The organism is Amycolatopsis sp. NBC_01488 (assembly GCF_036227105.1).
Classification (GTDB): Bacteria; Actinomycetota; Actinomycetes; order Mycobacteriales; family Pseudonocardiaceae; genus Amycolatopsis.
The window spans coordinates 3,369,324-3,386,207 of sequence record NZ_CP109434.1 but is presented as its reverse complement, the minus strand read 5'-3'; the positions used below and the strand labels follow the sequence as shown (position 1 = coordinate 3,386,207).

Here is a 16,884-nt window from a genome sequence, read left to right as displayed (position 1 = left end):
TCTAGCTGCCAGACAAACCAGATCTTGGACTTCTGATCGTCGCGGCCCGAAGCTGGAAGCAACGAAAGGAGCCAGGAAATGCACACCCTTCGCCCTGGTCAGGACGGTTACGCCGAAGAGGTCGCCGGCTTCCAGACGTCCATCGACACCCAGCCCGCGGTGGTGGTCGCCGCCGAGTCCGCCGAGGACGTCGTCGCGGCGGTGAAGTACGCCGCCGAGCACGACCTGCCGGTCTCCGTCCAGGCCACCGGACACGGCTTGACCGCCGGCACCGACGGCCTGCTGGTCAGCACGCGCCGGATGACCGGCGTCGAGATCGACGCCGCCGCGAAGACCGCGCGAGTGCAAGCCGGCGTGCGCTGGGGCGCGGTGATCGACGCCGCCGCGAAGCACGGGCTGGCGCCGCTGAGCGGCTCATCGCCCGACGTCGGCGTCGTCGGCTACACGCTGAGCGGCGGTTTCGGCCTGTTGGCCCGGCGGTTCGGCCGCGCGGCCGATCACGTGCGCGCCATCGACGTCGTCACCGCGGACGGCGAACTGCGCACCGTGACGCCGGGAGACGACCTGTTCTGGGCCCTGCTCGGCGGCCGCGCGAGCTTCGGCGTCGTGACGGCGCTGGAGTTCGGCCTGGTCCCGGTGACCGAGCTGTACGGCGGCGGGCTGTACTTCGACGCCGCCGACCTGCCGGCGGTGCTGCGCGCGTGGCGGACGTGGGCGATGACCGCGCCCGACGAGCTGACGACGTCGATCGCCCTGGTCCCGCTCCCCGACCTGCCGTTCCTGCCGGAGCCGATCCGCGGGAAGCACGTCGCGAACCTGCGGATCGCGTACCTCGGCGACGACGGCGACCGGCTCGTCGCGCCGTTGCGGGCCGCCGCGCCGGTGCTGCTGGACACGCTGAAGCGGTTGCCGTACACGGATTCCGGGTCGATCGCGAGTGACCCGCCGAACCCGCACCCCTACCACGGGACGAACGCGACGGTGGAGGTGCTGAACGACGGGATGCTGACGTCGATCCTCGAGCACGCCGGCCCGGGCGCGCCGGTGGAGACGGTGCTGATCATCGACCGTCTCGGCGGCGAACTCGCCCGCCGGAAGCCCGCCGGCGTCGGCTGGGACTCGGCGGCGGAGTTCGTCGTGCGGGCCCTGTCGGTGGTCGAGGACGGCGTCGACCCGGTCCGCCGCGCGCACGCGAAGCTGTTCGACGCGCTGGCGCCGTGGTCGACGGGCCGGCTGCTGCCGTTCCTCTACGGCGAGCACTCCGCCGACGAGCTGGCGGCAGCCTTCCCGGCCGCGGACGTCGCCCGGCTCAAGCGGCTCAAGGCGGCGTACGACCCGGCGGGGCGGTTCGGCTGACCGGCTTCCGCCGGCCGCGCGCGGGGGGCGGCCGGCGGGAGGAGGACCTCAGCGCTCGAGGACGACGATCGGGATGACCCGCGTGGTCTTCGTCTCGTAGTCGGCGAAGCCTTCGGCGTGCGCGACCATGCCCGCGTAGAGGCGGTCGCGCTCGGCGCGGTCTTCGATCACGGTGGCCGTGGCCTCGAACTTCTCGGTGCCGACCTCGACGGTGACCTTCGGGTTGGCGACGAGGTTGTGGAACCAGGCCGGGTTCTTCGGCGCGCCGCCCATGGACGCGGCGATGACGAGCCGGTCGCCGTCGCGGGTGTAGACGAGCGGCGACAGGCGGGTTTCGCCGCTCTTCGCGCCGATCGTGGTGAGCAGAAGCACGTTCTTGCCCTCGAACATGCCGGTGACCACGCCTTCGTTGGCCCGGAACTCCTCGACGACCTGGTTGTTGAACGCGTTCATGTCAGCTGGCGCCGTCATGGATTCCCCTGTTCTGGCCGGTACGCTCGACCTGACGTGAGATACGCTCGGGTCAGCCCGAAGCGTTTGCTTTGCAAACAAAGCTACCGACGGGAGGCGGGCGGTGTCAACGGAAGCGGGCTTGAGCCTGGAGGACGGCGTGCGCCGGCTCCTGCTGTTGATGCCGCGCCTGGTCGGCCGCGCGAAGCGGACGCCGGTCCCCGACGAGCTGACCGGCTGCACGCTCGCGCCGCGGCACCTGTCACTGCTGTCGATCTTGCTGTTCGACGGCCCGATGACGGTCACCGAGCTGGCCGGCCGCCTCGAGGTCGCTCCGACGACGGCGAGCCTGATGGTCGGCGACCTGAGCCGCCAGGGCGTCCTGAACCGCGACGAGGACCCGGCGGACCGGCGCCGCACGATCGTGAGCATCACGCCGGACCGCCGTCAGGCGGTGGACGCGTGGCTGGCGCGCGGCGCGCAGGCGTGGAGCAACGCGCTGGCGCCGCTGACGCCGGCCGAGCGCCGGCTGGTGATCTCGACCCTGGAGGCCTACGAACAGGGCACGTGCGAAGGCCCCGGCTGCTAGGCGCGTCAGTCCTCGGTGTTCTTGTCCCGGGCCAGTTTCCGCTGCGCCTCCGCGCGTTCGCGGCACTTGCGGAGGAACTCCTCGTCGTCGTCCGGGTTGCCGGCCGCGAACCGGCCCGGGCGGTCGTACTCCGGGTACGCCGGCGTGGCGCGCTCGTACGGGCCGCGCGCCCGCGTCGCGTGCTGCGGCCGCCCCGCCACCAGCCAGACGATCGACCCCACCAGCGGCACCACCAGCACGAGGAGCAGCCACAGCCCCTTCGGCAGGTTGCGGCACGACGACTCGTCCGTCGTGATCACGTCGACCAGGCAGAAGATCCACAACCCGAACGTGACCACGCCCAGCAGACCATCGAAATACAGCATTTCCGCGCCTTCCCCAGAAGATGAACGCGGTAATTCTTAGCAGAACCCGCCGCGGGTTCGGCCGCGGGTCACCCGCAGCACCGCGGGCATCCGGAGATTCGGCGACGACACCCACGTCGTTTCCGTTTCTGTCAGGCGAAACCCGTGCAGCGCCTGGAGAACACCGGTCGCGAGGGCGAGCGCGTGCCGCGAACCCGGGCACGCGCGCGGCCCGGCGCCGAACGGGGTTCCGGCCAGCGGCACCGAGACGTCCGAGCCGTCGATCCGGCGGCGCGTGGACAACACCGGCGGGTCGGCGAGCAATTCCCCGGGCTTTCCCGCCAGGAATGCGGAAACCGCGTTCCCGATCAGTCCGGCGGTGGCGTCGCAGGCCTGGACCAGCAGGCCGATCCGGGCCGCCGCGAGTTCCGTCGGTCCGCCGCACGCCGCGATCAGCCGTCCCAGCGCGGTTTCGGCTTCGGCATCGGGCGTGACGTGCGGGTGGTACGCGGCCGCGACCGGGACGACGTCCGCCGAGACGTCCGGCAGGCCCAGCGCTTCGGCGAGCACCCCGACCGGCACCGGACGCGCGATCACGGCCAGCACGTCGAAGTCCGCAAGAGCACTCACGAGCTGAGAAGTACGCGCGAAAGCCTTGTCCCGCAGGGAATCCGCATCGACGCCGGCCAGGAGGTCCACGGCCAGCGAACGCCGCCGGGCGTGGTCGGGACCATTGCTGAACCGGGCGACCGAAGCCCGCAACCAGGCGACACTCCCCAGAACGACGTCAGTGGGCACCGAAGGAACCGGAGCGGAAAGCGAAGTCATGCGACGACGCTAACCACCGGAAACGTCGGCGACGGCCGAAGCGTCAGAGCAGCGAAGCCGGGAACCACGTCGCCTGCGGACCGCCGCAGCGCGTGGTCCGGGGGACGGCGTGCTCGAACCACCACGCCTCGGTGACGCGGCCGTCCGGCAGCCGGTACGTCGGCGGCCCGGCAACGCGGGCGAGACCGGCGGCCTGCAGTGAGCGCGCGGAAGCGACGTTGCCGACCTCGGCGCCGGCGCGAACGCGCGGCAGGCCGAGGTGCTCGTGCGCGAGCGTCAGCCCGGCGGCGAAGAGGATCCGGCCGTTGCCGCGGCCGCGGTAGTCCGGCGCGAGGTAGCCGCCGGTCTCCGGGCCGCCATCCTCGCCGGTGTGCACGCTCACCAGCCCGACGCAGCGGTTGGCCTCGACGTCGATCATCACCAGGTCGATCGACTGCGGATCGGGCGACACCCAGTCCGGCCCGGTGCCGGGCACGACGCGCAGCGCGTCCGCCCGCGCGCCCCGGGCAACGATCGACTCCCGCTGCCAGCCGAGCCAGCGCTGGGCGGCGGGGTCGCTACCGCAGGCGACCGCGGCGGCGTACTCCCACGCGGTCGGCGTCCGGAACAGGAACCGGCCGTCGCGCAGCACGTGGCCCTGCCGGTCGCAGGTCCGCTTGGTCATCAGGCGGCCGCGGCGGGTGAGCCGGTCGAAGATCCCCTTGGTGGCTGGCAGCATCGCGGCGAAATCGTAGCGGAGCGATCGGCGCGGGAGTTGTTATTGTGGCCCGATGACGGGGCCTCTGGCCGCTACCAGCGGGAACGCGATGATCGTGGGACGAAGGGCCTACTACGAGAGGCCCCAATGCGCTCCCACACGAACGCGGCCGCGGCGCGCTCTACCTCGAGGCCCGCAAAGGCGACGTGCCGAGCAGTGGTCGGCTGCACGGCATTCGAGCATTGCGCGGCACGGCGGCAGCTCGCGGCGGCCGGCCCGCCCGCCCGCGGCTTGCTTACTGATGGCGGAAGCTCAACGGTCCCGGCAAGCGAGCGGCGACGGGTGCCGGCTACCTCGGCGATACGTCGAGCGGTCTCGGTCGCGAGTCCTTTGCGGGCGGAGTCGATCCATCCGGCGACGCGCTCAACTCCGGTCTCCCGGTACTCGACGGCTTGAAGCAGCATTTCGAGCTTGTCCGCGTCCTTCGCGCACCGTGCTTCAAGGGTCTCCCTTGCCTCGTACTCGTCTACTGCGGCCCGGACGAGTTCGCGGGAGCCCGTTGGCAGGGCAGCCGTCTGGTCGGCGGTGATCTCGCGCGGGTTGGGCTTGCCCAGGTACTTGGCCGCAGTGTGCGGAATGTCCCCGGTTCGGGTCTCCTGTGTGTCGTGCCAGAGCGCGAGGAACGCGGCCCGCTCAGGACTTGCGCCTTCCTCCGCGGCGAGCAGAGCCGCGATCTGAGCGGTGCGCAAGCTGTGCTCGGCGACCGATTCAGGATCACGGACGCCGACGTGCCACCACCCCGCGCGCCGGATGCGCTTGAGCAAGCCGAGTTCGTAGCCGAACGCGGCGAGAGCGGCGGGCTCGTCTGGCATGAGGTGTTCTCCCTAGCGGTCGGCGAGACGGAGTGCGTAGTTAGTACGTCGCCGGCGGTGAGTAGGTCCAGAGCCCCGGCCAGTGCGTCGCGGGCCGAGGACCGTTCGGCCAGCAGCGCGGGACGGCTGGCCACCAGAGTGTGCACGGTGTGCAGGTTCAGCGGCAGGTGTGGCGAGAACGGATCAAGACGGCTGACCAGGTGGTGAAAGAGCCGCACGCCGGACCAGGCTTTGGTGTCGTCTTCAACCATGAACCTGTCGTTGGCCTGATCATCGCCGAGTTCGCCGATCCAGTGCGCCCAGTAGTTGAGGTTCGCCAGCTCGGCGCGCGTGTCCGTGGTGCGCGCGACGAAGTCGTGTAGGTGGGTGCCGTCGCCGGTCGAGGCCAGCGCGACCGACGCGGAGCGGGCTTCGAGCAAGTTGGTCACGTCGCCGTCGGCGATCGGCCGACGCCCCGCGCTTTTCCATTCGTCGCGCAGCCATTCGGCTGTCTGGTCGCGTTCGTCGAAGCCGAGCAGGTACACCGCTTGTCGGCGTAATAGTGCCTCGTCGGGGTGTACGCCGCGTTCCGCGACGGTCATCAGATGATCGAAGAACCGGGTTCGCTCGTCGACACTCAGCATGGGGCCGGGCGCGACGGGTCCGCGGCGGGGCACCTTCGATGCGAAGGCGTTCAGCTCCGGCGGTAGGTGCCCGGTGAACGGCCACGTGATCAGGTTGGTGAGCGTCTTGCGGTGCACGCTCGTGGCGAGCGGGTGCATGCCGGGGTCGACCCATGCGCTTCCGGCGGTGACCCCGGTCGAGAGGACCAGATCGGCCTCAACGGCTGCGCGCAGGTGCCGGCCCGTGGCCGGGGGTGCACCGAGCCGGGGCAGTCGGGCACACAGCCGGACGAAGTCACCCGCGTTCATCGCGGCGAGCGGACGCCGCCCCGATTCCCACCCTTGAATGGTGCTCACGTCCACCGTGAGAGATTCCGCGAACCGCTCTTGCGTAAACCCCGCGGCTTGGCGCGCGAGCTTGAGAGCGTAGCCGGACACGATGCCCGTCGAACGGGAACCCTGACTCCCGGTCAGCGTTGCCGATCTTCCACTCACGGACGCTCCCGGTCTGGCCCATTCCCCACGGACCACACCCGTACTCGCGGTCCGTTCTGCCCTCTCCCCGCTGATCGTAGCGTCATTACCGGGGTTGCGGGACCGCCTCTGAACAGCCAAAACACGACGGGACGTGATTGCTCACGAGGACCGAACGACGAGCAACCGACGACGAGCGGCCGCCGACGCCCACCTGGTCCTTTCGGCGCGCAACCGGTGGGAGTGGCACCTGTTCGAGGCGGACGGGTGGGCGCACCTGTACCGGGTCACCGAGCTGGCGAACCTGCGGCTGGAACTGCTGCGGCCGTGGTGTCTGCTCGGCGCTCGCTTCCCACTCGAACACCACCGGGAGAGCATCGATCCCCGGCCGGTTCCGGCCCTCGGCCGAACAGCGCCGGGACGTGCCCCGCGTGCGGTGCGCACGGCTGGGCCGCCATCCCGCACCCACGAGCCGGAACTGAGTTCGGCGGCGTGTTCGTGGGCAACCTGTTCGAGGTGGTGACCCGCGATGCACGCGCGTGACCGCCGGCTGCTCGCGGGGCTGGCGAAGGTGAACACCGAGATCGGGCGCGTGACTGTCGAGTTGCTGAACCTGCAGCCCGATGACGCCGCCTACGCGGACGGGCTTCGCATGCTCGGCCGCCAGCTCGTCGGCATCGGCGCCGAGCTGGCCGCACGCGCGACTGAACTCGACGGCCGGGCGCTCGATCCCGCCGAACCTCGATAGGCCCCCGGCCGGCGCGCTCGCCCTCCCCCGCGCGCCGGCCGGGTTCCAGATCGCCGCCCCCACCGTGCAGTGCGCGGCGAGATCGGGTGCGCGTGCCCACGCCCTGAACCGAAGGACGGTCAATGCCGCGCAACCCCGCTGGACCAGGACCGACAAGGCCGGGACCGGGCAAGGACACGCCCACATCACCCACCCGTGACAACCCCGGCCCGCAGCCCCGGCCCATCCAGCCGAAACCGCCGAAGCGGTAGGAGACGCCAATGCCGAAGAGGCCGAGATCTCGCCGACGCGACCGCCGCAGCTGCCTCGCCGGTGGCCAGGCAGGCAACGTGGCCTTCGGCGGCTCGGCGGGAAGCCACCCCCCGCCGCAGCCGACCGGCCCGACCCATCCCGGCGCCGGCTACCGATCGAGCCTGTTCCGCTGGTCGCTGGGACCGCCCGCGCGGGACGACGAGAGCTAGGATCGAGCCATGCGGTCGACCCGGGAAATGCGCAGGCTGGTGACGGTACTGCTCAAAGGGGCTGCCGAGGCCCGCTTCTATCCCGAGGACCTGCGCCGCGCTGCGCAGGTGCACAGCAGGCGGCTCTACCCGATGCTGGACACGCTCGAGCAACGCGGCTGGCTCACGGGCGGGTGGGACGAACCCGACAAGACCCACCGCTACTACGTACTTACCGACGAGGGTCGGCGCGAGCTCGCCAAGCCGTAGCGGCTACGCCACACGGGCCATCGACGGCGCGGCGGACGTGGTGGCCGTCAAGCGGTCGATGGGCCACGCCGATCTCGAACTGCTGCCCAACGCGTATCCCCAGGTGCGCCAGGGTTCGTTATTGTGGCCCGATGACGGCCGTACCCGAGGCAACCGAACTGGACGGCTCCGGCCGTGCGGCCCAGCCTCGCCAGCTCATCGTGACGGTGTACGGCCTCTACTCGCGCACCGAAGGCGGCTGGCTCTCGGTCGCCTCGCTGATCGACCTGCTGGCCGCCGTCGGCGTCGACGAGCCCGCGGTGCGCTCGTCGATCTCGCGGCTGAAGCGGCGCGGGATCCTCGAAGCGGTGCGCCGTGGCGCGACGGCGGGGTACGAGCTGTCCGACGACGCGCGCGAGATCCTGCGCGAGGGTGACGAGCGGATCTTCCGCCGCGGGCGCGCGACGGCGGCGGACGGCTGGCTGCTCGCGGTGTTTTCGGTGCCGGAGACCGAGCGGCACAAGCGTCACCTGCTGCGCACCCAGCTCGCCCGGATGGGGTTCGGCACCGCCGCGTCCGGCGTCTGGATCGCGCCGGCGCACCTGCACGCGACGACCGCCGAGGCGCTCACCCGGCTCGGCCTGGCCGGGTACGCCGACCTGTTCCGCGCCGACCACCTGGCCTTCGGCGACGTCCGCGCGAAAGTCCGCGACTGGTGGGACCTCGACCGGCTCGACGAGCTGTACACGACGTTCCTCGACGAGCACGGCCCCGCTTTGCGCCGCTGGCAGCGCCGCAAGTCCGTCGCCGACGAAGAGGCCTTCGCCGACTACGTCCGCGTGCTGACCGGCTGGCGGCGGATGCCCTACCTCGACCCCGGCCTGCCCGCGGAGTTCCTGCCCGGCGACTGGTCGGGCATCCGCGCGGCCGAGGTGTTCTTCGAACTGCACGCGCGGCTGGAGGGCCCGGCCCGCGCGTTCGTCGCGAAGTCGATCAGCTTCGGCTGAGTCCCGGCGCAAGTGGTCGTGAGTGAGAAACAGGGTTAGCACACTGTTTCTCACTCACGAGCGGGGACGACGGCGAAGCCCTGCACCTCGACGAGGGCCTCGTCGTCCCAGAGCCGGTCGACGCCGATGCCGGCCATCGCCGGGTACTCCGTCCCCGCGAGCCGCTTCCAGACCCGGCCGATCTCGCGCGCGTGGGCCCGGTAGTCGGCCATGTCGACGATGTAGATCGTCACGCTGCACAGGTCTTCCGGCGTTCCGCCCGCCGCGCGCAGCGACGTCAGCAGATTGCCGAGCGCGCGTTCGAACTGCTCGACGACCCCGTCGCCGACGATCTCGTTCGACGCGTCCAGCGCGGTCTGCCCGGCGAGGAAGACGACGCGGCCCTCGGCCACCACCGCGTGCGAGAACCCGGACGGCTTGCCCAGCTCCGGCGGGTTGATGCGTTCCATGCGGGACACCGTACGCCATCTTTCGCCTTATTGACGGTCGTACCGCTGACGACATACCCTGGACGGCGTGCGTATCGCGGTCATCGGTGGCGGCCCGGCGGGTCTGTACTTCGCCGCGCTGGCGAAACAACTCGGTCCCGGACGTGAAATCACCGTCTGGGAGCGCAACGCGCCGGACGACACGTTCGGCTTCGGCGTCGTGTTCTCCGACGAGACGCTCGGCGGCATCGAGCACGCCGACGCGGCGGTGCACGAAGCGATGCGCGCCGAGTTCGCGCGCTGGGACGACATCGACGTCCACTACCGCGGCACGGTCACCACCTCCGGCGGCCACGGCTTCGCGGCGATGAGCCGCAAGCGCCTGCTCGGCATCCTCCAGAGCCGCTGCGCCGAACTCGGCGTCGGCCTGCACTTCCGTGAAGAGGCCCCGGCGGACCTCTCCGGCTACGACCTGGTCATCGCGGCCGACGGCGTCAACTCCGCGATGCGCGCGAAGCACGCCGAGACGTTCCGGCCGAGCGTCGAGACCCGCCGGTGCCGCTACATCTGGCTCGGCACGGACCTGGTGTTCGACGCGTTCAAGTTCTACGTCCTGGAGACGCCGGCCGGGATCATGCAGATCCACGGCTACCCGTACGGCCGCGACGGCAGCACGTTCATCCTCGAGGTGCAGGAGGACGTCTGGCAGCGGACGTTCGGGCCGATCGCCGCGACGTCGCTGCCGCCCGGTCAGAGCGACGAGAAGTCGATCGCGCTGATCCGCGAGCTGTGCGCCGACGTCCTGGGCGACCACCGGATCATGGTGAACAACTCGAAGTGGGTCACGTTCGGCACCGTCCGGTGCGAGACGTGGGTGCACGACAACGTCGTCCTCCTCGGCGATGCCGCGCACACCGCGCACTTTTCGATCGGCTCCGGCACGAAGCTGGCGATGGAGGACGCGCTCGCGCTGGCCGCGTGCCTGCACGAAAACGACGGCGTCGCCGAGGCGCTCAAGGCGTACGAGCTGGAACGGCGCCCGGTCGTCCAGTCGACGCAGCGTGCCGCGCAGGCGAGCCTGGAGTGGTTCGAAAACATCGCGCAGTACGCCCACCAGGAACCGCCGCAGTTCGCGTTCAACATCCTCACGCGCAGCCGCCGGGTCACCTACGACAACCTCCGCCTGCGCGATCCGGAGTTCGCGGCCGAGCTGGACCACTGGTTCGCGACGTCACTCGGGACGACGTCGCGGCCGCCGATGTTCCAGCCGTTCAAGCTCGGCGAGCTGGAGCTGCCCAACCGGATCGTCGTGTCCCCGATGGACATGTACTCCGCTGTGGACGGTGTGCCGGGCGACTTCCACCTGGTCCACCTGGGCAGCAAGGCCCTCGGCGGCGCCGGGCTGGTGATGACCGAGATGGTCTGCGTCTCCCCCGAAGGCCGGATCACGCCCGGCTGCGGTGGTCTGTACACCGCGGAACAGGAAGCAGCGTGGAAGCGGATCGTCGACTTCGTCCACGCGCAGACTCCGGCGCGCATCGGTGTCCAACTGGGACACTCGGGGCGCAAGGGCTCGACGAAGCTCATGTGGGAGGGCATCGACGAGCCGCTCCCGTCGGGAAACTGGGAAGTCTGCGCTCCTTCGGCGTTGGCTTACTCCAACCGGAACCAAGTCCCGCGCGAACTGTCCACATCGGACATGGCCGCGATCCGCGACGAGTTCGTCGAGTGTGCGCGGGCGGCCGCTCGCGCCGGGTTCGACGTCCTCGAACTGCATTGCGCGCACGGCTATCTGCTGTCGTCGTTCCTTTCTCCGCTCACCAACCAGCGTAGTGACGACTACGGCGGCTCGCTGGAGAACCGGCTGCGTTTCCCACTCGAAGTCTTCGACGCGGTGCGAGCCGCTTGGCCCGCCGAGCGGCCGATGACCGTCCGGATCTCGGCGACCGACTGGGCGGACGGCGGCATCGACGCCGACGACGCGGTCGAGATCGCCCGCGCCTTCGCGTCCCACGGCGCGGCCGGGATCGACGTCTCGACCGGCCAGGTCGTCTGCGACGAGAAGCCGCAGTACGGCCGCAGCTACCAGACGCCGTACGCGGACCGGATCCGCAACGAGATCGGCGAGGAGTACGGCATCGCGGTGATCGCCGTCGGCGCGATTTCGTCCTACGACGACGTCAACTCGCTCATCCTCGCCGGGCGCGCGGACCTTTGCGCGCTGGGCCGAACGCACCTCTACGATCCACAGTGGACACTACACGCGGCGGCCGAGCAGGGCTACCCGATGCCGTGGCCGAAGCCGTTCGCCGCGGGCAGCCGGAAGCCGCAGTCCGGCCGCACCGACGGCCCGGAACCGCGGCTCGACCTCGTCCGGTCGGGGCCGACCGGGACCGCCCATGCCCGCTGGCGACCGGGAGCTTCGTCATGACTTTCGCCCTCGATCCTGCTCAGCAGGCATTCGCCGCGCAGGTGCGGCGGCTGGGTTCGGAGCAGCTGCGCCCGCTCGCCGAGTCCGGAGTGGAGGGTGCGGTCAACCGCCCACTGCTCAAGGAGATGGGCGCACTCGGCCTGCTCGCGCGACTCTTCCCCGGCGTCGCTTCCGGCAAGCCGTCACGGCAGGCGGCCGCGACCGACCTGTGCATCCTGCGGGAGAACCTGGCCACGGTGAACACCGAGGCCGAGACCGCGTTGGCGTTGCAGGGCCTGGGAAGTTATCCGATCCTCCAGTCCGGACAGGACGATCAGGTCGCGAAGTGGCTGCCCGCTGTGGCGGCCGGGGACGCGGTGGCGGCGTTCGCCCTGACCGAGCCGGACGCCGGTTCCGACGCGGCCGCGCTGTCGCTGGCCGCGGAACCCGACGGCGACGGCTGGCGCCTCACGGGCGAGAAGATGTGGATCTCGAACGCCCCCGAGGCCGACTTCTACACGGTTTTCGCGCGGACCACTCCCGGGGCCGGTTCACGCGGAGTCAGCGCGTTCGTCGTCCCCGCTGACCGGCCGGGGCTCGGTGGCGAGCACCTGGACCTGGTGAGCCCGCACCCGATCGGCACGGTCACGTTCGACGGCGTCGAGGTCCGGCGCGAGGAGTTGCTCGGCGAGGAGAACCGTGGCTTCGCGGTGGCGATGCGGACGCTCGACCTGTTCCGCCCGAGCGTCGGCGCGTTCGCCGTCGGGATGGCCCAGGCGGCGCTCGAGGCCACTGTGGACTACACGGGCGAGCGGGAAGCCTTCGGTGGCCCACTGATCAAGCAGCAGGCGGTGGCGCACGCGCTGGCGGAGATGGCGACGCGCACGGAAGCCGCGCGGCTCCTGGTCTACGCGGCGGCGGGCGCGTACGACGCGGGCGAGCAGAACCTCGGCGGCCGCGCGGCGATGGCGAAGCTGTTCGCCACGGAAACCGCCCAGTTCGTCGTCGACTCCGCCGTGCAGCTGCACGGTGCCCGCGCCCTGCGTCGCGGACACCTGCTCGAACACCTCTACCGCGAAGTCCGGGCGCCCCGCATCTACGAAGGCGCGTCGGAGATCCAGCGGACGATCATCGCACGCTGGCTGGCTTCCGCGCGGGCCGCCGCTCCAGGCACAGCTGGCTGACGATCAGCGCGAACGCCAAACCGCCCCAGGCGGAGATGGCCGCGACGCTCTGGCCGTAGGCGAGTTCGCTGCCGCCGAAGGTGGTCGGGATCTGCGGGGCCAGCACGATCATCGCGATCGGCGAGATCACCCGGTTGACGATGATCGAGAAGGTCAGCGTGACGCTGCGGATCATCCACTTGCGGTGGTCGCCGAAGCGCCGCTCGCGCACCGCCCGCCAGCCCGCGATGGTGCACCCGATCCACAGCACCGCGCCGAGCACGTCGCTGACGCGGGTCGCCGGACCGAACGGGCTCTGCGACCCGATCGTCAGGGCCATCAGCCCGGACGGCAGCACGCCGGCGAAGACGTACGCGCGGCCGGCGTAGCGGTGGATCACCGGGTGCGTCCGGCGCAGCCACGGCCAGATCTGCAGCACGGCGCCGATCATCGCGACCGAGCCGAAGACGACGTGCCCGACCAGGAACCAGTAGTGCGCCGGGAACCCCGCGGGCGCCGGCACCCGCGACTGCGCCGGGTCGAGCGCCAGGTAGGGCGGCAGCGAGAAGGAGAGGAAGGCGAGCACGACGAGCGCCAGCGGCCCGATCCACGGCCGCCGCCACCAGGCCTTTTGCGCCGTTCGAGGTACGGGCCTGACCTCAGTTCGGACCGCCATGGTTCCCCTCCGCCGTTCGGGATCTGTCCCCGCCGACGTTAGGGGTGTCCAGGGGTGGCGGACCATGGTGCGCACCACCGCCGCGGGGGTGGGGCGTACCCCACCCCCGACCGGGTGATCGTCAGCTGCCGCGGACCCGCCGGACCGTGTCGCGGTAGAAGTAGCCGCTCTGCTTGATCGTCCGCTCCTGCGTCTCGTAGTCCACGCGAATCAAGCCGAACCGCTTCGCGTACCCGTACGCCCACTCGAAGTTGTCCAAAAGGGACCATGCGAAGTACCCACGGACGTCCGCCCCGGCATTGCGCGCCGCCGCCACGGCCGCGATGTGCGAAGCCAGGTACGCCGTGCGCTGCTCGTCGCGGACGAAGCCGGACGAGTCCGGGTCGTCGTCGAACGCCGAGCCGTTCTCCGTGATGTACATCGGGAGGCCCGGGTAGTCACGCCCGAGGCGGGTCAGCAGCTCGGTGAACTTGTCCGGCAGGATCTCCCAGCCCATCGCCGTCGTCGGCTCGCCGAACGGGATCGTGCGGGACGCCGGGACGCCGTCGTCGTCCACCGCGCGGCCCGTCTCGTCCACGCCCGAGAACTGCTGGCCGAAGTAGTAGTTCACGCCCAGGAAGTCCAGCGGGGTCGAGATCACGTCGAGGTCGCCGTCCTGGATCGGCAGCTTGACGCCGCGCGCGGCCAGGTCGTCCACCACGTCCGCCGGGTAGCGGCCGTGGACCAGCGGGTCCAGGTAGATCCGGACGCCGAGGGCGTCCGCCTGCCGCGCCGCGCGGACGTCCTCCGGGGAATCCGTCGCCGGGTCGGCCGTGCACATGTTGAGCGTGATGCCGAACTCGGTGGGGAGCTGTGCTGATTGGCGCATCCGCTGCGTCGCGAGGCCGTGACCCAGCAGCAGGTGGTGCACCGCGTGCAGCCCGGCCGTGTAGTCACGGCGGCCCGGCGCCATCACGCCGTGGACGTACCCGTGCATCGCCGAGCACCACGGCTCGTTCAACGTCGTCCAGTGGCGGACTCGATCCTTGAGCCGGTCGAACACCAGCATCGCGTAGTCGGCGAACCGGTACGCCGTGTCGCGCGCCGGCCAGCCGCCCGCGTCCTCCAGCTCCTGCGGCAGGTCCCAGTGGTACAGCGTCAGCCACGGCGTGATGCCCTTGCCGAGCGTCTCGTCGACCAGCCGGTCGTAGAACCCGAGACCCGCCTCGTTGACGCCGCCACGCCCGCGCGGCTGAACCCGCGGCCACGCCACGGAAAACCGGTAGGTGTCCGCGCCGAGCTCGTCGACCAGCTCGATGTCCGCCGGCATCCGGTGGTAGTGGTCGCAGGCGATGTCACCGTTGTCATTGTTGTCGATCGCCCACGGGACCTGGCAGAAAGTGTCCCAAATGGACGGAGTACGCCCGTCTTCCGCGACCGCGCCTTCGATCTGGTACGCGGCGGTGGCCACGCCCCAGCGGAAGTCCGGCGGCAGCGTGTCGATCAGCGCCTGCTGTTCGGCGGTCGCGGCTGTGGTCTCGGTCAAGGCGGGTCTCCTCCAGGTGGACCGGATAGGACAGACGGCGTTCAGGGGGTGGCGACCGGATGCAGGAAGCACGCCACTTCGCGCGACGGGTCCCCGCCGGGCAGGCCGAGCACGGGCACCTTCGAGTCGCACGGCTCGAAGGCCTTGGGGCACCGCGGGTGGAACGCGCAGCCGGCCGGCATCCCGCGCGTGTCCGGCGGTGACCCCGGGATCCCGCTGAGCTCGCGGCGCGGACCCCGCAGCGCGGGGAACGAGTTCAGCAGACCGAAGCTGTACGGGTGCAGCGCGTCCCGGTAGAGCGCCGACGCCGGGGCCTGCTCGACGATCCGGCCGCCGTACATGATCGCGATCCGGTCCGAGAACTCGACCAGCAGCGAAAGGTCGTGCGTGATGAACAGGACTGAGAAGCCCAGCCGTTCGCGCAGTTCCACGAGCTGGCCCAGGATCTGCCGCTGCATCACGACGTCGAGCGCGGTGGTCGGCTCGTCCATGATGACGACCCGCGGTTCGAGCGCGAGCGCCATCGCGATCATCACGCGCTGGCGCATGCCGCCCGACAGCTGGTGCGGGTACGCCTCCAGCCGGTCGGCCGAAATCCCGACCAGCTTGAGCAGGTCTTTCGCCCGCGCGTGCCGGCCGGCCTTCGTCGACCGCGGCTCGTGCGCCTTGATGACGTCGACGAGTTGCGTGACGACCTTGTGCACCGGGTTCAGGGAGTTCATCGCGCCCTGGAACACAATGGACGTTTCCGCCCACCGGAAGTCGCGCAGCTGCTTGTCCGTCAGCTGCAGGACGTCGTAGGGCTCGCCATCGGCCGGGTGGTAGATGACCTGGCCGCCACGGATCACACCCGGTGGCGCGAGCAGCCGCGTCAGCCCGTAGGCCAAAGTGGACTTCCCGCTGCCGCTTTCCCCGGCCAGGCCGAGGACCTCGCCGCGGTGCAGCGTCAGGTGCACGTCCCGGACCGCGCGCACGGCCTCGTCGCCGACGCCGTAGTCGACGTCCAGGCCCTTGATCTCCAGGACCGGGTCCATCATGGCTGTTCCTCCCGCCCGAGCACGGGCGTGAAGCCCACGCGCATGCGATGCGTCCGCCCGTCGGCGCCCTTGACGCGGGCCTTGCCGCTGCCGCGCAGCCGCGGGCTGACGAACTCGTCGATGCCGAAGTTGAGCAGGGACAACGCGGTGCCGAGGATCGCGATCGCCAGCCCGGCCGGCACGAACCACCACCACGCGCCCTGCGCGAGGGCCTGCTGGCTCTGCGCCCAGAACAGGATCGTGCCCCAGTTCCAGTTGGACAGTCCTGAGACGCCGACGAACGCGAGCGTGATCTCCGACATCACGGCGAAGATCACCGTGCCGACGAAGCTGGACGCGATCACGGCGGTCAGGTTCGGCAGGATCTCGAAGAAGATGATCCGCCACGTCGACTCGCCGGTCGCCCGGGCCGCTTCGACGTATTCCCGGCCACGCAACGAAAGCGTCTGTGCTCTGAGAACGCGCGCGCCCCACGCCCACGACGTGAACCCGATGATCACCGCCACCAGGTAGTCGCCACCGGTGGGGACCGCGCTGCCGATGATGATGATCAGCGGCAGCGCCGGGATCACCAGGAACACATTGGACAGTGCGGACAGCCCCTCACCGGGCGTGCCGCCGAGGTAGCCGGACGTCACGCCGACGAGCACGGCGAGGATCGTCGCCACGATCCCGGCGGTCAGCCCGACGAGCATGACGCTGCGGGTGCCGACCACCACCTGGCTGAAGATGTCCTGGCCGAGGTGGGTGGTGCCGAACCAGTGCCGGCCCGACGGCCCCTCCAGCAGGTCGTTGCTGCGCGCCGACGGGTCGTACGGCGCGATCCACTCGCCGATGACCGCGATCACGACGAAGAACACGAGCACGCTCAGGCCGGTGACCGCCTTGCCGCCGGTGAGGAACCGGAACCGGCGCCGCTTGGCGCGCCCGGCGATCGCGTCGACGGGGAGGGCCTGGGCGGCTTTGACGTCCGCCGCGGGTACGGCCAT

The 16,884-nt window shown here is 70.7% G+C and carries 16 protein-coding genes and 2 pseudogenes; 7 read left to right on the top strand and 11 right to left on the bottom strand.

Annotated elements, in window-relative coordinates; translation table 11 throughout:
• Window positions 1-78 precede the first annotated feature (78 nt).
• Complete coding sequence (locus OG738_RS16465; RefSeq protein WP_329054909.1) at window positions 79-1,356, top strand: FAD-binding oxidoreductase; 1,278 nt, start codon at window positions 79-81, stop codon at window positions 1,354-1,356.
• A 48-nt stretch (window positions 1,357-1,404) separates the two neighbouring features.
• Here the strand turns inward: OG738_RS16465 and OG738_RS16460 are convergent, their stop codons facing one another.
• Window positions 1,405-1,827, bottom strand: a complete 423-nt coding sequence (locus OG738_RS16460) for a nitroreductase family deazaflavin-dependent oxidoreductase (protein WP_329054908.1) — start codon at window positions 1,825-1,827, stop codon at window positions 1,405-1,407.
• A gap of 103 nt (window positions 1,828-1,930) precedes the next feature.
• Between OG738_RS16460 and OG738_RS16455 the strand changes: the two genes are divergently transcribed.
• A complete protein-coding gene (locus tag OG738_RS16455; RefSeq protein ID WP_329054907.1) occupies window positions 1,931-2,395 on the top strand; it encodes a MarR family winged helix-turn-helix transcriptional regulator in 465 nt (154 codons plus the stop codon).
• Between the two features lie 5 nt (window positions 2,396-2,400).
• Here the strand turns inward: OG738_RS16455 and OG738_RS16450 are convergent, their stop codons facing one another.
• The 5 genes and pseudogenes from OG738_RS16450 to OG738_RS16430 form a co-directional block, all read right to left on the bottom strand.
• Window positions 2,401-2,760: a PLDc N-terminal domain-containing protein gene (locus OG738_RS16450; protein WP_329054905.1), complete on the bottom strand. Its 360-nt coding sequence runs from the start codon at window positions 2,758-2,760 to the stop codon at window positions 2,401-2,403.
• Window positions 2,761-2,796: 36 nt separating this feature from the next.
• Window positions 2,797-3,567 (bottom strand): hypothetical protein, encoded by a 771-nt coding sequence (locus tag OG738_RS16445; protein ID WP_329054904.1) that lies wholly within the window; start codon window positions 3,565-3,567, stop codon window positions 2,797-2,799.
• Between the two features lie 43 nt (window positions 3,568-3,610).
• A complete protein-coding gene (locus OG738_RS16440) occupies window positions 3,611-4,285 on the bottom strand; it encodes a GNAT family N-acetyltransferase (RefSeq protein ID WP_329054903.1) in 675 nt (224 codons plus the stop codon).
• A 291-nt stretch (window positions 4,286-4,576) separates the two neighbouring features.
• Window positions 4,577-5,136, bottom strand: a pseudogene (locus tag OG738_RS16435) (HD domain-containing protein).
• A gap of 890 nt (window positions 5,137-6,026) precedes the next feature.
• Window positions 6,027-6,176, bottom strand: a pseudogene (locus OG738_RS16430) (helix-turn-helix domain-containing protein); the annotation flags it as partial.
• A gap of 565 nt (window positions 6,177-6,741) precedes the next feature.
• On the opposite strand from OG738_RS16430, the gene OG738_RS16425 reads away from it, so the two are divergent.
• The 3 genes from OG738_RS16425 (at window position 6,742) to OG738_RS16415 (ending at window position 8,656) form a co-directional block, all read left to right on the top strand.
• Window positions 6,742-6,960 (top strand): hypothetical protein, encoded by a 219-nt coding sequence (locus OG738_RS16425; protein WP_329054901.1) that lies wholly within the window; start codon window positions 6,742-6,744, stop codon window positions 6,958-6,960.
• 470 nt (window positions 6,961-7,430) lie between these two features.
• Window positions 7,431-7,670 carry a helix-turn-helix transcriptional regulator gene (locus OG738_RS16420; protein ID WP_329054900.1) on the top strand — a complete coding sequence of 80 codons (240 nt, stop codon included), beginning with the start codon at window positions 7,431-7,433 and terminating at the stop codon, window positions 7,668-7,670.
• A gap of 131 nt (window positions 7,671-7,801) precedes the next feature.
• Window positions 7,802-8,656, top strand: a complete 855-nt coding sequence (locus OG738_RS16415; RefSeq protein WP_329054898.1) for a PaaX family transcriptional regulator — start codon at window positions 7,802-7,804, stop codon at window positions 8,654-8,656.
• Between the two features lie 50 nt (window positions 8,657-8,706).
• Here OG738_RS16415 and OG738_RS16410 read toward each other — a convergent pair whose 3' ends face one another.
• Window positions 8,707-9,105, bottom strand: a complete 399-nt coding sequence (locus tag OG738_RS16410; protein WP_329054897.1) for a RidA family protein — start codon at window positions 9,103-9,105, stop codon at window positions 8,707-8,709.
• A gap of 67 nt (window positions 9,106-9,172) precedes the next feature.
• Between OG738_RS16410 and OG738_RS16405 the strand changes: the two genes are divergently transcribed.
• Together OG738_RS16405 and OG738_RS16400 are read left to right on the top strand one after the other, a co-directional pair.
• Window positions 9,173-11,515 (top strand): bifunctional salicylyl-CoA 5-hydroxylase/oxidoreductase, encoded by a 2,343-nt coding sequence (locus OG738_RS16405; RefSeq protein ID WP_329054896.1) that lies wholly within the window; start codon window positions 9,173-9,175, stop codon window positions 11,513-11,515.
• Window positions 11,512-12,678 (top strand): acyl-CoA dehydrogenase family protein, encoded by a 1,167-nt coding sequence (locus OG738_RS16400; RefSeq protein ID WP_329054895.1) that lies wholly within the window; start codon window positions 11,512-11,514, stop codon window positions 12,676-12,678. Before OG738_RS16405 ends, OG738_RS16400 begins: the two co-directional genes overlap by 4 nt.
• Here the strand turns inward: OG738_RS16400 and OG738_RS16395 are convergent.
• The 4 genes from OG738_RS16395 to OG738_RS16380 all read right to left on the bottom strand — a co-directional run bounded on the left by OG738_RS16395 (window position 12,623) and on the right by OG738_RS16380 (window position 16,884).
• Window positions 12,623-13,333, bottom strand: coding sequence for a DUF2306 domain-containing protein (locus tag OG738_RS16395; protein WP_329054892.1), 711 nt, complete (start codon window positions 13,331-13,333; stop codon window positions 12,623-12,625). The genes OG738_RS16400 and OG738_RS16395 overlap by 56 nt on opposite strands.
• 121 nt (window positions 13,334-13,454) lie before the next feature.
• Entirely contained in the window at window positions 13,455-14,858 is a 1,404-nt protein-coding gene (locus OG738_RS16390) for a GH1 family beta-glucosidase (RefSeq protein WP_329054891.1), read from the bottom strand.
• A gap of 41 nt (window positions 14,859-14,899) precedes the next feature.
• Window positions 14,900-15,895 carry an ABC transporter ATP-binding protein gene (locus OG738_RS16385; RefSeq protein ID WP_329054889.1) on the bottom strand — a complete coding sequence of 332 codons (996 nt, stop codon included), beginning with the start codon at window positions 15,893-15,895 and terminating at the stop codon, window positions 14,900-14,902.
• A complete protein-coding gene (locus OG738_RS16380) occupies window positions 15,892-16,884 on the bottom strand; it encodes an ABC transporter permease (RefSeq protein ID WP_329054887.1) in 993 nt (330 codons plus the stop codon). The genes OG738_RS16385 and OG738_RS16380 overlap by 4 nt, the downstream gene beginning before the upstream one ends.